We start from the raw sequence: 14,249 nt of genomic DNA, 5'->3' as shown, positions 1-14,249 counted from the left end.
GTGGAATGCCGAAGTGGGGAGAGACTGGGACCGTGAGCCCTGCAGGTACCCCTCCCCTCCGCGTGGGCACGCGCGGCAGCGCCCTCGCGACGACCCAGTCCGGCCACGTCGCCCGCCGCCTCGAGGAACTGACCGGCCGGGACGTCGAGCTCGTCCGCGTCCGCACCGACGGCGACGTCCTCACCGGGTCGCTCGCCCAGATGGGCGGCACCGGCGTGTTCGTCAACGCGCTGCGCGAGGCGCTGCTCGACGGACGGTGCGACGTCGCCGTCCACTCCCTCAAGGACCTCCCGACCGAGCCCGCCCCCGGGCTGACCGTCGTGACGCCGGAGCGCGAGAACCCGCGCGACGTCCTGTGCGCCCGCGGCGGTCTCACCATCACGACGCTCCCGCGCGGCGCGCGCGTCGGTACGGGGTCGCCGCGCCGCGCCGCGCAGCTCCGCTCCGTCCGGCCGGACCTCGACGTCGTCGACATCCGTGGGAACGTCGACACGCGCCTCGCCCGGGCTCTCGGCCCCGACGCCGACCTCGACGCCGTCGTGCTCGCCTACGCGGGGCTCGCGCGGCTCGGCCGGCTCGACGCGGTGTCCGAGGTCGTCGACACCGCGATCATGGCGCCCGCCGCCGGGCAGGGCGCCCTCGCGGTGGAGGTGCGCACGGCGTCGCTCGACGACCCCGTGCTCGCGCGCGCCCTGCACGACCTCGACCACGAGCCGACGCGCCTCGCCGTGCTCGCCGAGCGGTCGCTGCTCGCGCGCCTGGAGGCCGGCTGCGCCGCGCCCGTCGGCGCGCACGCCCTGGTCGAGGACGGCGAGGTCGTCCTGACGGCCGTCGTCGCCCGGGTCGACGGCGTCGAGCAGCTCACGCACTCCGGTCGCACGACGGTCCCGGTCGGTGCCTCGTCGCAGGACGCGCGGGACGACGCCGCGCGCGCCCTCGGCGCCCGCGTCGCCGACGCGCTCCTCGCCGACGGCGCCGCCCGCCTCGCCCCGCTCCGCGAGACCGGCTCCGGGCCCGGAGCCGGGGCTGGGTCCGAGTCCGGGACCGTGACCGGGACGGCCCCGGCGACGACGCGACAGGCCACGGACGCCGACGCCGTCCCGTCGCCCGACCGCGCCGTCGAGACCGCGCGCGAGCAGCTCCGCGACGGCGGCTACCGCGGCGAGGCGGAATGAGCCCGGGCCCCCTGCGCGACCCGTCGCGCGGCCCCGCACCCGTCGTGCCGCCCCCGCCCGGGCGACCGAGCCCGCACGGCGACGCCGAGGCCGCCACCCTGGCGTCGGTCCCGCGTGCCGCGGGCTCGACGCTCGCCGGCCGCACGGTCCTCGTCCCCCGCGCGCCCGAACGCGCCGCGGGGCTCGCCGCGACGCTCCGCGACGCCGGCGCGCGCGTCCTCGTCAGCCCCGCGATCGAGCGCGCCCGGGTCGAGGACACCGCCCCGGTGGACGGCGCCGTCGCCCGCCTCGCGCACGGCGACTTCGCCTGGGTCGTCGTGACGAGCGTCAACGCGATCGACGAGCTCGTCGCGAGCGCCGCCCGCCAGGGCGTCCACCTGGGTGACGCCGCCCGCCGAGCCCGCTGGGCCGCCGTCGGGCCTGCGACCCGCCGCGCCCTGGAGGCCGTCGGCGTCCAGGTCGACCTCGAGCCGACCGAGAACTCCGCCCGCGGCCTGGTCGCCGCCTTCACGACCCTCGCCGCGACCGACCACGCCTCTACCTCACCGAACCAGGGCTCTCCTTCGCCGAACCAGGGCTCTACCTCGGCCGACCAGGGCTCTCCCTCGCGAGGTAGAGGTGTGGTCCTGCTGCCGCAGGGGGACCTCGCCGCACCGACGATGCACGACGGCCTGCACGACCTCGGGTACGTCCCGCACGTCGTCACCGTCTACCGCACCGTCACGCATGCGCTCGCGCCGGACGTCGTCGCGGCGTGGCGCGCCGGCGAGGTGGACGCCGTCGTGCTCACCTCGGGGAGCGTCGCGCGCGAGGTGGCACGTCAGCTCGGCCCGCGCGACGACGTCGTGGGCGTCGCGATCGGCGATCCGACCGCCCGGGCGGCGCGCGCCGTCGGGCTGCGGCTCGACGCCGTCGCGGAGCGCCCGACCGACGCCGCGCTGGCCGACGCGCTCGGGGACGCGCTCGCCGCCACCGGCTCCGCCACCCGCACGGCCGCCCTGCCCGACGACCCGGCCGCTCCCCCGGCCGCCGGCACGACCGGCGTCGACCCGACCTCCGAAGGAGACCCCTCGTGACCCACCAGCTCCCCGTCGGGCACCACCGGCCGCGCCGCCTGCGCACGAGCCCGCGCGTACGGCGTCTCGTGACCGAGACGCGCGTGCACGCGTCGGACCTCGTGCTGCCGCTGTTCGTCAAGGAGGGCCTCGACGCGCCGCGGCCGATCTCGTCGATGCCGGGCGTCGTGCAGCACACCGAGGCGACGCTCGCGGACGCCGTGCGCGACGCCGCGCGCGCCGGGGTCGGTGGCGTCATGCTGTTCGGCATCCCCGCGGAGCGCGACGCGACCGGGACGCAGGCCGACGCCGAGGACGGGATCCTGCAGCGCGGCATCCGGGTCGCGGTCGAGGCGGCGCGCGAGCACGCCGGCGGCGGGCCGGTCGTCATGGCCGACACGTGCCTGGACGAGTTCACCGACCACGGGCACTGCGGCGTGCTGACGACCGGGCGCGACGGGTCCGTCGTCGTCGACAACGACGCGACGCTCGACCGCTACGCGTCGATGGCCGTCGCGCAGGCGCGCGCGGGCGCGGACGTCGTCGCGCCGTCGGGGATGATGGACGGCCAGGTCGGCGTGATCCGGGAGGCGCTGGACGCCGCAGGGTTCGACGACGTCGGGATCCTCGCGTACTCCGCGAAGTACGCGAGCGCGTTCTACGGGCCGTTCCGGGAGGCCGTGGACTCGGCGCTCCAGGGCGACCGCCGCACGTACCAGATGGACGCGGCCAACGCGCGCGAGGGGCTGCGGGAGGCGGACCTCGACCTCGCGGAGGGCGCGGACATGGTGATGGTGAAGCCGGCCGGGTCGTACCTCGACGTGCTCGCGGCGGTCGCGGAGATGTCGCCGGTGCCCGTCGCGGCGTACCAGGTGTCGGGCGAGTACGCGATGATCGAGGCCGCCGCCGCGAACGGGTGGATCGACCGGCGCGGCGCGATCACGGAGTCGGTGCTCGGCATCAAGCGCGCCGGCGCGGACGTGATCCTCACGTACTGGGCGACGGAGCTCGCGGGCTGGCTGGACGAGAACGAGGGAAGGACGCGGGCATGACGGACACCGGAGGCTTCGGGACGGCCGAGGCGGTCCAGGCGGAGAACGCGGCGCTGTTCGGCGCGCCGGGCGCGGGCGGGGCGGACAACCACGCCGCGTTCGTCCGCGCGCAGGGCGTGCTCCCGGGCGGCGTGAGCTCGCCGGTCCGCGCCTACGGGTCCGTGGGCGGCGACCCGCGGTTCCTCGCGTCGGCGCGCGGCCCGTACGTCACCGACGTCGCGGGGCGCGAGTACGTCGACCTCGTGTGCTCGTGGGGTCCCGCGCTGCTGGGGCACGCGCAGCCCGACGTCGTCGCCGCGGTCCAGGAGGCGGCGGGGCGCGGGCTGTCGTTCGGCGCGCCGACGCTCGGCGAGGTCGAGCTCGCGGAGGAGATCCGCCGTCGGGTGCCCGCCGCGGAGCGCGTGCGCCTCGTGTCGACCGGCACGGAGGCGACCATGACCGCGATCCGCCTCGCGCGCGGCGTGACCGGGCGCGACGTCGTCGTGAAGTTCGCCGGCTGCTACCACGGGCACGTGGACGCGCTGCTCGCCGAGGCGGGATCCGGCGTCGCGACGCTCGCCCTGCCCGGCTCGGCCGGGGTCACCGAGGCGACGGCGGCCGAGACGCTCGTGCTCCCGTACAACGACCTCGCGGCCGTCGAGGCGGCGTTCGCGGAGCGCGGCTCCGAGATCGCGGCCGTCATCACCGAGGCGTCGCCCGCGAACATGGGCGTCGTCCCGCCCGCGGAGGGCTTCAACGAGGGCCTGCGCCGCATCACGGCGGCGCACGGCGCGCTGCTGATCCTCGACGAGGTGCTCACGGGCTTCCGCGTCGGGCCGAGCGGCTGGTGGGGCCTCGAGAACGCGGTGCTGCGCGGCCAGGGCGCGGACGGCTACACGCCCGACCTGTTCACCTTCGGCAAGGTCGTGGGCGGCGGGATGCCCGTCGCCGCGGTCGGGGGTCCGGCGACCGTCATGGACCAGCTCGCGCCGCTCGGGCCCGTCTACCAGGCGGGCACCCTGTCCGGGAACCCGGTCGCCGTCGCGGCCGGCCTCGCGACGCTGCGCCTCGCCGACGACGCCGTGTACGCGCGCGTGGACGAGGTCGCGGGCGTGCTGTCGTCGGCCGTGGGCTCGGCGCTCGACGCGGCGGGCGTGCCGCACCGCGTGCAGCGCGCGGGGTCCCTGTTCTCCGTGTTCTTCGGCGACCTCGCCGCGACCGCGGGCGTGCGCGACTACGCGCAGGCCCAGGCGCAGGAGACCTTCCGGTACCGCGCGTTCTTCCACGCGATGCTCGACGCCGGGGTCAGCCTGCCGCCGTCGGTGTTCGAGGCGTGGTTCGTCTCCGCCGCCCACGACGACGCCGCGGTGACCCGCATCCTCGACGCCTTCCCCGCCGCAGCCCGCGCCGCCGCGGAGGCCCGCCCCGCCTGACCCCCGCTAGGCGCCGAACACGACGTCGGTGTCGTTATCCGGCGGATAACGACACCGACGTCGTGTTCGACGCCGCGGGATCGCGTGCTCGGCCGCGGGGCCGCGGGGCCGCGGCCTCAGGTCAGTACGTCGCGGCCTGCCCTGCTCGCCTGCCGAGCGAGCGGATCTGGAAGCCGAACGCGATGAGCATGACGCCCCAGAGGATCGCGAAGATCGCGAGGATCCAGACGATGGAGACCAGCCCGGCGTTGACGTTGAACAGGACCAGCAGACCGAAGACGAGACCCAGCAGGCCGGCGAAGACTCCCCAGCCCCAGCCGCTGCCGGGGACCTTGCGCAGGTCGAGGCTCGCGACGGTCTGGAACAGGCCGTAGACGACGGCCCAGAAGCCGATGATCCACGTGAGGACGATCGCGGTCTTGCCCGGCCAGACGAGCAGCACGATGCCGACGGCCAGGCTGAGGACGCCCATGGTCACGAGGAACGCGGTGCCGCTGCCGGTCCCGCGGCGCCGGATGCCCTCGATGATCTCGACGATCCCGTCGACGACCGCGAAGATGCCGATGACCCAGATGATCACGGCCGCGGTCTTGTCCGGCCACGCCAGGGCGACGATACCGAGGATGATGGCGAGCACGCCGCGGAGCACTGGCCAGTACCAGACCTGCTTCGCGGTGCTGGAGAATGCGGTGAGGATCGGGTCCTGCGTCGTCATGGTCACTCCCCGTGCTAGGTGACGGGCCGGCTCACCGGCGGCCTGGGGCCTGTGTCGCCTCCCGCTTCGCCTCCATGGAACACCCAGAAATCCCGCGTGTCGCGGCGAAGCGCGCGTTTCGCCCGCTCGCGCCCCCGGTCAGGCCCGCGCGGGGCGCGGCGCGAGGACCGGCGCGGGTGCGCGTCGACGTCGGCCCGACCAGACCACGAGGGCGGCCAGCGCCAGCACCGCCGAGAACGCGAGGACGGGTCCTGCGAAGAACGGGCCGATCCGCTTGTCGGCCACGACGGCGTACGTCGTGGCGTACGCGACGTCGGCCGCGGCCGGCTCGAAGGTGAAGTCCGAGACGATCTCCGCCCCCGGGTCGTCGAAGACCTGCTCGTGCGACGTGACGAAGCCGCCGGCGGCGAGGAGCGCGGCGAGCTCGTCGGAGCCCACCGACGCCGGGTCGACACGGCCCGCGAACCGCAGCGTGGGCTCGTGCGCGACGGCGGTCGCATCGGTGCGGTCGACCCGGTGGTCGGCCAGCACGTAGGTGCGCGTGCTCTGGGTGTCGTCGGCGACGACGGACATGCGCATCGGGTAGACGAGCGAGGCGCTCGGGAACGTGACGCGCAGGGGCTGCAGCGTCCCGTCGAACGCGGCCGCCTCCTCGGGCGCGAGCCGGGCGGCGACGAACGACCAGCCCTCGCTCACGTACGGCGTGAGCGCGGTCTGGATCGACTCGGGGAGCTGGAACCCGCGCTCCGTGAGCCACGACCCGAGCGCGCCCGGGTCGGTCGCCGCGAGCGTCGTGACGTCGAGCGGGCCGAGCCGCACCTCGTCGAGCACCGCGACACCCGCCGGAGCGCCGGCCCCGTCGGCCCCGGCCGCGCCGAACCCCAGCTCGGGCCACCAGCGGTAGTCGGAGACGACGGCGCGCGGCTGCGTGAGGTCGTCGAGCTCGCGGAAGACCTGCGGGTCGGCGAGCGCGACCTCGGCCGGCGCGGGGGTCGGCAGCAGCAGCCCGACCTCCGGGGCGTTCGACAGCGTGTCGAGCTCCAGCAGCATCGTCTCGGTCGTCCCGTCCCACTGGAGCACGGCCGTCTCCTGCGAGACCGACGTGTCGTACGCGGGCCCGTCGACGAGGCCGCCGCACGCGCACGCGCTCGCCGGCGGTGCCGCGACGACGCTCGCGCCCGCGAGCGCGAGCGCGATCGACACCGCGCGGGCCGCCCGTCCTGCTCCTGCTCCCCTGCCCATGCTTGGGAGGGTAGGGGCGCGCCCAGGGCCTCGCCCGACGAGCGCCGCAATCGTGATGAGGCCGTGACAGCAGCGTGACCCGCTGCTCCCGACCGTCCGCCGGGCGCGCCGTCGGGCCGGGGCCGGGCCGGGAGCACAGGGCCGGGGGCACAGGGCCGGGGGCACGGGCCGAGAGCACGGCCGGGGTCCGTGTCAGGCGACCGCCGCGCTGACGCCGAGGTGCACGAGCGCACCCAGCACGACGGCCCACGCCGTCACCGCGACGACGCCCCACGTGAAGACGCGGGCGCGCGGTGCGCCGAACCCGACCATGGCGGCCGCGGTGACGTGGCTCGGCAGGAGCAGGGGTCCGAGGAGGCTGACGCCCGGCACGCCGTACCGGTCGAACACCTGCCGCATCCGCTGCCGCTTGGGCGACTGCTCCGCGGCACGTCCGCGCGTGACGCCGGAGCGTGCGGCACCGATCAGCCAGACGACGAGCGCGAGGGCGATCGCGTTGCCCACCACGGCAGCGAGGATCGCGACGACGGGGTTCACCCCGGAGACGACGCCGAGGATCGCGGCGCCCTCCGCCTCGACGTAGGGGATCGCGCCGGCGAGGAGGACCCCGACCCAGCGCAGCAGGGGCGGAAGACCCTGGGTGAGCTCCTGGAGCCCGGTGATGATGTCGGTCATGGTGCGCCTCTCGTCGTGGGTGCCTCCAGCCTCTCGGTGGCGTCGGCGGGTCGACAGTGCGCCCGTTCACCGCAGGACGTGGGCCCGTCACCCCGCGGGCATGACACGTGTCAGGCCGTGCTCGTCGGGACGACCGAGCGCCCGTACCCTTGGGGGGTATGCATCAGTTACCCTGGTGGGGTATAGGACGACGATCGACCGCCGCAGTCGCGGCACCGCGCCCTGGACGAGGAGGAGAGCATGACCGACACCACCGAGGCCCCCGCCGTCGAGCACGAGCACGCGGCCCACACCGGTCCGCACGGCTACGCGTCCGACAAGGAGGCGTACCTCAAGCGCATGCGCCGCATCGAGGGCCAGGTGCGCGGCATCGCGCGCATGATCGACGAGGACGTCTACTGCATCGACATCCTCACGCAGGTCTCCGCCGTCACGAAGGCGCTGCAGGCCGTGAGCATCGGCCTCGTCGAGGACCACCTCGGCCACTGCGTCGTCGACGCGGCCCGCCAGTCCGAGCAGGAGGGCGCGGCCAAGGTCAAGGAGGCCGCCGACGCCATCGCCCGCCTCGTCCGCAGCTGACCCACCCCACCACCGAGGAGCACCATGAGCACCGTCACCACCCTGGGCGTCACCGGCATGACCTGCGGCAACTGCGTCGCGCACGTCACCAAGGACCTCGAGGCCGTCGCCGGCGTCGAGAACGTGAGCGTCGAGCTGCGCGTCGGCGGCGCGTCCGAGGTCACGGTCTTCTCCGACGACCCGCTCGACGAGGCAGCGCTCCGCGAGGCCGTGGACGAGGCGGGCTACGAGGTCGCCTCGCTCGAGGTGCAGGAGGACGCGCTGGCGGCCCAGTACGCCGAGCAGGCGGCGGAGAAGCAGGAGGCGCACGCGTGCGCGTGCGGCTGCGGCACCGCCCCGAGCACCACGGACGCCGCGGCCCCGGCGACGAAGACCTACGACCTCCAGGTCCCGCCCCGCGCCTGACCCGCTCGCGACCGGTCGGCACCCTGCGCGGCACCTGCCGCCTCCCGCTGACACGTCGCACCGCCCCGGTGCCCGACGACGGGGCTCGCCTCGCCCGCGCGAGGTCGCCTCCGCCGTCGGGCACCACCCCACGGGCCGACCGTCGCCACCGCGACGCGCCCCCGGCGCCGCACCCGTACGGCGCGCACGCCGCGACGTCCGCCACCCCGGACCGCCGTCGGTGACCTCCACCCGAGCACCCGTCGAGGAGTCACCCGCATGACCGCCCAGCCCACGCCCAGCCCGACGACCGCCACCCCGCCGGGCGACGCCGTCGACGGTCGACCCTTCGCCGAGGTCGACCTGGCGGTCGGGGGCATGACGTGCGCGTCCTGCGTCGCGCGCGTCGAGAAGCGGCTCAACCGCGTCGACGGCGTCACCGCCACGGTCAACCTCCCGCTCGAGAGCGCGCACGTCGTCCTCGCCGCCGACGTCACCGACGCCGACCTCGTCGCCGCCGTCGAGAAGGCCGGCTACACCGCCCGCGTCACCACCCGCCGTGATCTCACCCCCGTGGACGAGGGTTCCGCCGCGCGGCACCACGGTTCTCCTCCGGCACACGAGGGCACTCCCTCGGCCGACCAGGGCTCGACCTCGGCCGACCGCGGGGAGTCCGCCGTGGAGGCGACCGAGCGGCGGGACGAGGCGAACGGCGAGGCGGGCCTGGCCGAGCGAGACTCCGGAGCGAGCGAGCGAACGCAGGCGGATCGCGACCGGGGCGCCGTGCTGCTGCAGCGTCTGCGCGTCGCTGCGGTGCTGACGGTCCCGGTGGTCGCGGTCTCGATGGTCCCCGCGCTGCAGTTCACGGGATGGCAGTGGGTCGTCGCGGCGCTCGCGCTGCCGGTCGTCACGTGGGGCGCGTGGCCGTTCCACACGGCGGCGTTCCGCGCGGCGCGGCACGGCGCGTCGACGATGGACACGCTCGTGTCGCTCGGGGTGGTCGCGGCGACGCTGTGGTCGCTGTGGGCGCTGCTGCTGGGCGGCGCGGGCGAGCTGGGGATGCGGATGCAGCCGACGCTGATCCCGTCCCGCGACGCGATGGGTACGCCGGAGCTGTACTTCGAGGTCGCGGCGGTCGTCACGACGTTCCTGCTGGCCGGCCGGTACGCGGAGCACCGCTCGAAGCGCCGCGCGGGTGACGCCCTGCGGTCGCTGCTGGAGCTGGGCGCGAAGGACGCCGAGCGGGTGGTCCTCGGGCCGGGCGGTTCCCCTCGCACGGGTGCCGACGGCGCACGGGTCACCGAGCGCGTCCCGGTCGCGGACCTCGCGGTGGGTGACGTGTTCGTCGTGCGGCCGGGCGAGAAGGTCGCGACCGACGGCGTGGTCCTGGAGGGGTCGAGCGCGGTCGACACGTCGCTGCTCACGGGCGAGCCGGTGCCCGTGGACGTCGGCCCGGGCGACGACGTGACGGGCGCGACGGTCAACGCGGCGGGTGCGCTGCTGGTCCGGGCGACGCGCGTGGGCGAGGAGACGACGCTCGCCCAGATCGGGCGGCTCGTCACGCAGGCGCAGACGGGCAAGGCGCCGGTGCAGCGGCTCGCCGACCGCATCTCGGCGGTGTTCGTGCCGGTCGTGCTGGTGCTCGCCGTGGCGACGCTCGCCGGCTGGCTGCTCGCCGGGGCCGGGACGCAGTTCGCGTTCACGGCCGCCGTCGCGGTGCTCATCATCGCGTGCCCGTGCGCGCTGGGTCTGGCGACGCCGACGGCCCTGCTCGTCGGCACCGGCCGGGGGGCGCAGCTCGGCGTGCTCATCAAGGGCCCGGAGATCCTCGAGTCGACGCGGCGCGTGGACACCGTCGTGCTCGACAAGACGGGGACCGTCACCCAGGGCGCGATGGCGCTGGAGGCGGTCGTGACGCCGTCGGGCCGCGTGGCGCTCGACGACCTGCCCGCGGAGGGTCGCGCTCCTGCGGGAGGCGACGCCGACCGGTCGAGCCAGGCCGTCGTCGACGCGCGCGGCGCCCTCCGGCACGCGGGCGCGGTCGAGGCGCTGAGCGAGCACCCGATCGCCCGGGCGATCGCCGAGGCCGCGCGCCGGACGGCCGCGTCGCCCTCGACCGGCGGGGACGTCCCGGTGGGGGCCGACGGCGTCGTGATCGGCTCGCTGCAGGCATTCGACTTCCGCAGCGCCCCGGGCGGCGGGGTCGAGGCCGTCGTCCGCACCGCCCACTCCGGGCTCTCCCGGGGCGACGGCGGCGGGCTCACCGCGCGGCGCGTGCTGGTCGGGCAGCCGTCGTGGCTCGCGCGCGAGGGCGTGTCGCCCGACCCGGCGCTCGACGACGCGTTCGCGGTCGCCGAGGCGTCGGGGGCGAGCGCCGTCGTCGTCGCGTGGGACGGCCGGGCGCGCGCGGTGCTCGTGCTGCGCGACCCCGTGAAGCCGACGTCGGCCGTGGCGGTGCGTGAGCTGAAGGACCTCGGCCTGCGGCCGTACCTGCTCACGGGCGACGGCGAGGGCGCGGCCCGCGAGGCGGCGCGCGCCGTCGGGATCGCGGAGTCGGACGTCGTCGCGCGCGTGCTCCCGGACCAAAAGGTCGACGTCGTCGCGCGGCTCCAGCGCGAGGGGCGCGTCGTCGCGATGGTCGGGGACGGTGTGAACGACGCCGCCGCGCTCGCGACGGCGGACCTCGGGCTCGCGATGGGCACGGGGACGGACGTCGCGATCGAGGCGAGCGACCTCACGCTGGTGCGCGGCGACCTGCGCAGCGCCGCGACGGCGATCCGGCTCTCGCGCCGGACGCTGCGCGTGATCCAGCAGAACCTGTTCTGGGCGTTCGCCTACAACGTCGCGGCGATCCCCCTCGCGGCGGCGGGCCTGCTCAACCCCATGATCGCCGGCGCGGCGATGGCCGCGAGCTCGGTCCTCGTCGTCGGGAACTCGCTGCGCCTGCGCCGCACGGTCTGACCCGGCCTGCGCCGTCGCCGACCACGACGTTCGTCGCTGTCGAGCACGACGTTGCTGTCGCTATCCCGCGGATAACGACAGCAACGTCGTGTTCGGCACCGGGGGCGGTCAGCGGAAGCGGCGGCCCTCGTCGCGGCGGTAGGCGCCGACCGCGAGGGCGGCGAAGAGGACCGTCCAGCCGAGGAGCACGAGCCACGCGCCCGCGTACGCCGGCTCGCCCGTGAGCGCCTGGACGAGCAGGTCACGGCCCGCGCGCGTCGGCGTCGCCATCGAGATCGCGTCCAGCCACGAGGGGAAGAGGAACGGCGGGAGGAACAGGCCGCCCGCGAACGCGAGCGGGAAGAGGATGACCTGCACGACCGGCAGTGCCGCCTTCGCGGACAGCGAGTAGCCGATCGCCATGCCGAGCAGCACGAACGGCACGGACACGAGCAGCACCGTCCCCACCCCCGCGAGGAGCTGGCTCCACGTGACGCTCGCGTCGGTGAACAGCCAGCCGATGAGGATCAGCGGCACGAGCCCGAACAGCGAGAAGATCCCGCCGTTGAGCACGCGCGCCGCCATGCGCGGCGTCGGGCCCGCGGGCAGCGAGCGCACGAACGGGTCGAACGGGAGCTGCCGGTCCTCCGCGACGCCGAGCCCGTAGGTGAACAGGCTCGCCGAGCAGATCGCGAACAGGCCGAGCGACGCGACGGCCGTCGTCGCGGCCACCGGGTTCTGCGCGACCTCCTTCTGCGGCACGACGAAGAAGAACATCGCGAGCGCCGGGAACAGCAGGTTGCCCAGCACGGCGACCGGCACGCGCACCGTCTCCAGGAACTGGTACTTGAGGTGCAGCCAGGTGAGGCGCAGCGGCCCGGGGAGGGCCGCGGCGGTGGCGCCGCCGGGGATCGTCGTGGTGGTCATCGTGCCCGTGCCTCCGTGGTCGGGGCCGCGTCGCGCGCGACCATCTGCTCGAACGCCTCCTCGAGGCTCGCGCCCCGGATCTCGAGGTCGTGGAAGTCGACGCCCGAGGTGACGAGCTCGCGGACGAGGGCGTCGGCGTCGGGCGTGTAGAGCTCCTGGCGTCCGTCGCCGAGGCGGTCGGACCGCACGACGCCGGGCCGGTCGGCGAGGTTGGCGGTCGACCCGACGACGACCCGCCGCAGCGACACGCGCCGCAGGATCGCGTCGAGCGAGTCGTCGGCCTTGACCACGCCCTGGTCGATGACGACGACGCGCTGCGCGAGCGCCTGCACCTCCTCCAGGTAGTGGCTGGTCAGCAGCACGGTTCCCCCGGCGGCGTGGTACGCGCGGATCGCGTCCCACAGCGCCTGCCGGGCGCTCACGTCGAGGCCCGTCGTCGGCTCGTCGAGGAGGACGACGCGGGGGCGACCCACGAGCGAGAGCGCGACGGCGAGGCGGCGCTTCTGCCCTCCGGACATCGCGCCCGTCTGGCGGCCCCCGAGCTCGGTGAGCCCGAACTGCTCCAGCAGCTCCGCCGTCGGGACGGGGTCCGGGTAGTGGCCCGCGACGAAGTCGACGACCTCGCGCACCTTGAGCGTCGCGGGCAGGCCGGTCTCCTGCGGGGTGAGGCCCAGGCCGACGCGGCTGCGCGCGTCGCGCGGGTCGCCGCCGAGCAGGCGGACCGTCCCGGCGTCGGGCTTGCGCTGACCGCTGACCAGGGACAGCAGCGTCGACTTGCCGGCGCCGTTGGGGCCGAGCAGGCCGACGAGCTCGCCCGCCCCGACGGTCAGGGACACGTCGTCGAGCGCGACGACCGTGCCGAAGCGTCGCGTCACGTGGTCGACGGCGACCACGGGTCGGGCGGGGTCGGTGGTCGACGGCGCGGGGTCGGGCCGGGCGGCCCGAGTGCGCGGGGCGTCGTCGGTGCTCATCCTGCGGCTCCCTTCAGGAGGGTGTTCAGGGCGGTCGTGTAGTCCTCGAAGGCGCTACGGCCGCGGGCGGTGAGAGCGAGGTAGGTGGCCGGGGTGCGGCCCTCGTGGGTCTTGGTGACGGACACGTAGCCGGCGTCCTCGAGCTTGCGCAGGTGGGTGGAGAGGTTCCCGGCGGTCATGTCGAGGAGCTTCTGGAGCTTGGGGAAGGACAGCTCGTCGCCGGTCGGGAGGGCCGCGAGCGTCGCGACGACGCGCAGCCGTGCCGGGGCGTGGATGACGGGGTCGAGCCCGGCGTCAGACATCGGCCGCGCCCTCCGCCGACGCCCGGGCAGGTGCGGTACGAGTCGCGAGGCGCCGCCGTCGGGCACGCAGGACGTGCTCGATCACGGCCATGACGAGGAACCCGCCCCCGCCCGCGAGCGCCATGACGAGGTAGGTGAGCGGCAGCCCGGCGAACGTCGCGACGGCGGCCGTGAGCAGGATCCACACGCCGAGCACGAACAGCCCGCGGTCGCCGAACGCCGCCGCCCCACCGAGGTACAGCAGGCCCACGACGACGCACGCGAACGCGTTGCTCGCGAGCGACATGACCTCCTCCGACGCACCCGCACGGGCGAGCCCGCCGAGCACGAACCCGAAGCAGACGAAGCCGAGCATCCACGACCAGCCGTACATGGCCCCGGTGCGGGCGCTGACGCCACGCGTCCCCGCGGTGCGCGTGACGCTGTGGACGATCGTGAACGCGACGGCGGCCGCGATGAGGCTGAAGAAGACCCAGAACGCCCACGGCTCGGGCTGCGCGCCCACGACCTGACCCGCGCGGGTCGTGAGGCGCACGGTCGCGGTCCCGTCGACGACGCGGACCGCGCTCGCCCACAGGCACAGGTACCCGACGAGCCAGGCGACGCCCCACGCGAGGAACAGCAGCCGCGAGTCCGGCTCGGTCGCGCGGCGCGCGCGGTCCTGCTGCTCGCGGATGAGACGGAGCGTCTCGGCGACGTCGAGCGCCGGCTCGTCCGGCTCGGCAGCCCCGCCGCGGGGGACATCGCCGTGGTCCGTCGTCATGGTGGCCTCTCGAGAGATCGGAAAACTACTTTGCACTACAAACCTGTTTGCACTCTG

General features: G+C 75.5%; 14 protein-coding genes. 7 read left to right on the top strand and 7 right to left on the bottom strand.

What is annotated here, in order from left to right:
• The first annotated feature begins 5 nt into the window (after nt 1–5).
• The 4 genes from hemC to hemL are packed head-to-tail and all read left to right on the top strand — an operon-like array spanning nt 6 to nt 4,694.
• The gene (gene hemC, locus ABWU78_RS10390) at nt 6–1,175 is read left to right on the top strand and encodes a hydroxymethylbilane synthase (protein WP_439158292.1); all 1,170 of its coding nucleotides are present in this window, start codon (nt 6–8) and stop codon (nt 1,173–1,175) included.
• A complete protein-coding gene (locus ABWU78_RS10385) occupies nt 1,172–2,251 on the top strand; it encodes a uroporphyrinogen-III synthase (protein WP_353707192.1) in 1,080 nt (359 codons plus the stop codon). The genes hemC and ABWU78_RS10385 overlap by 4 nt, the downstream gene beginning before the upstream one ends.
• Nucleotides 2,248–3,282 carry a porphobilinogen synthase gene (gene hemB, locus ABWU78_RS10380; RefSeq protein ID WP_353707191.1) on the top strand — a complete coding sequence of 345 codons (1,035 nt, stop codon included), beginning with the start codon at nt 2,248–2,250 and terminating at the stop codon, nt 3,280–3,282. Before ABWU78_RS10385 ends, hemB begins: the two co-directional genes overlap by 4 nt.
• The gene (gene hemL, locus ABWU78_RS10375; protein WP_353707190.1) at nt 3,279–4,694 is read left to right on the top strand and encodes a glutamate-1-semialdehyde 2,1-aminomutase; all 1,416 of its coding nucleotides are present in this window, start codon (nt 3,279–3,281) and stop codon (nt 4,692–4,694) included. The genes hemB and hemL overlap by 4 nt, the downstream gene beginning before the upstream one ends.
• A gap of 121 nt (nt 4,695–4,815) precedes the next feature.
• On the opposite strand, the gene ABWU78_RS10370 is transcribed toward hemL, so the two are convergent.
• The 3 genes from ABWU78_RS10370 to ABWU78_RS10360 form a co-directional block, all read right to left on the bottom strand.
• Entirely contained in the window at nt 4,816–5,409 is a 594-nt protein-coding gene (locus ABWU78_RS10370; RefSeq protein WP_353707189.1) for an HdeD family acid-resistance protein, read from the bottom strand.
• A 138-nt stretch (nt 5,410–5,547) separates the two neighbouring features.
• Nucleotides 5,548–6,651 (bottom strand): DUF2330 domain-containing protein, encoded by a 1,104-nt coding sequence (locus ABWU78_RS10365; RefSeq protein ID WP_353707188.1) that lies wholly within the window; start codon nt 6,649–6,651, stop codon nt 5,548–5,550.
• A gap of 192 nt (nt 6,652–6,843) precedes the next feature.
• The gene (locus ABWU78_RS10360) at nt 6,844–7,326 is read right to left on the bottom strand and encodes a hypothetical protein (RefSeq protein ID WP_253052058.1); all 483 of its coding nucleotides are present in this window, start codon (nt 7,324–7,326) and stop codon (nt 6,844–6,846) included.
• 240 nt (nt 7,327–7,566) lie between these two features.
• On the opposite strand from ABWU78_RS10360, the gene ABWU78_RS10355 reads away from it, so the two are divergent.
• The 3 genes from ABWU78_RS10355 to ABWU78_RS10345 all read left to right on the top strand — a co-directional run bounded on the left by ABWU78_RS10355 (nt 7,567) and on the right by ABWU78_RS10345 (nt 11,250).
• Complete coding sequence (locus ABWU78_RS10355; RefSeq protein ID WP_141389926.1) at nt 7,567–7,905, top strand: metal-sensitive transcriptional regulator; 339 nt, start codon at nt 7,567–7,569, stop codon at nt 7,903–7,905.
• A 24-nt stretch (nt 7,906–7,929) separates the two neighbouring features.
• Nucleotides 7,930–8,310: a heavy-metal-associated domain-containing protein gene (locus tag ABWU78_RS10350; protein WP_439158291.1), complete on the top strand. Its 381-nt coding sequence runs from the start codon at nt 7,930–7,932 to the stop codon at nt 8,308–8,310.
• Nucleotides 8,311–8,568: 258 nt separating this feature from the next.
• A complete protein-coding gene (locus ABWU78_RS10345; RefSeq protein WP_439158290.1) occupies nt 8,569–11,250 on the top strand; it encodes a heavy metal translocating P-type ATPase in 2,682 nt (893 codons plus the stop codon).
• Between the two features lie 108 nt (nt 11,251–11,358).
• Here ABWU78_RS10345 and ABWU78_RS10340 read toward each other — a convergent pair whose 3' ends face one another.
• Genes ABWU78_RS10340 through ABWU78_RS10325 form a run of 4 tightly spaced genes read right to left on the bottom strand, consistent with a single transcriptional unit; the run spans nt 11,359 to nt 14,192 of the window.
• Nucleotides 11,359–12,156 carry an ABC transporter permease gene (locus tag ABWU78_RS10340; RefSeq protein ID WP_439158289.1) on the bottom strand — a complete coding sequence of 266 codons (798 nt, stop codon included), beginning with the start codon at nt 12,154–12,156 and terminating at the stop codon, nt 11,359–11,361.
• Nucleotides 12,153–13,127 (bottom strand): ABC transporter ATP-binding protein, encoded by a 975-nt coding sequence (locus ABWU78_RS10335; protein ID WP_439158288.1) that lies wholly within the window; start codon nt 13,125–13,127, stop codon nt 12,153–12,155. Before ABWU78_RS10335 ends, ABWU78_RS10340 begins: the two co-directional genes overlap by 4 nt.
• The gene (locus ABWU78_RS10330) at nt 13,124–13,429 is read right to left on the bottom strand and encodes a transcriptional regulator (RefSeq protein ID WP_253052050.1); all 306 of its coding nucleotides are present in this window, start codon (nt 13,427–13,429) and stop codon (nt 13,124–13,126) included. Before ABWU78_RS10330 ends, ABWU78_RS10335 begins: the two co-directional genes overlap by 4 nt.
• Nucleotides 13,422–14,192 carry a hypothetical protein gene (locus ABWU78_RS10325; RefSeq protein WP_439158287.1) on the bottom strand — a complete coding sequence of 257 codons (771 nt, stop codon included), beginning with the start codon at nt 14,190–14,192 and terminating at the stop codon, nt 13,422–13,424. Before ABWU78_RS10325 ends, ABWU78_RS10330 begins: the two co-directional genes overlap by 8 nt.
• Between the last annotated feature and the right edge of the window lie 57 nt (nt 14,193–14,249).

It is taken from the genome of Cellulosimicrobium sp. CpK407, from assembly GCF_051844275.1.
Lineage (GTDB): Bacteria > Actinomycetota > Actinomycetes > Actinomycetales > Cellulomonadaceae > Cellulosimicrobium > Cellulosimicrobium cellulans_G.
The sequence above is the reverse complement of the archived record's forward strand: the minus strand, read 5'-3'. Positions and strand labels throughout refer to the sequence as shown.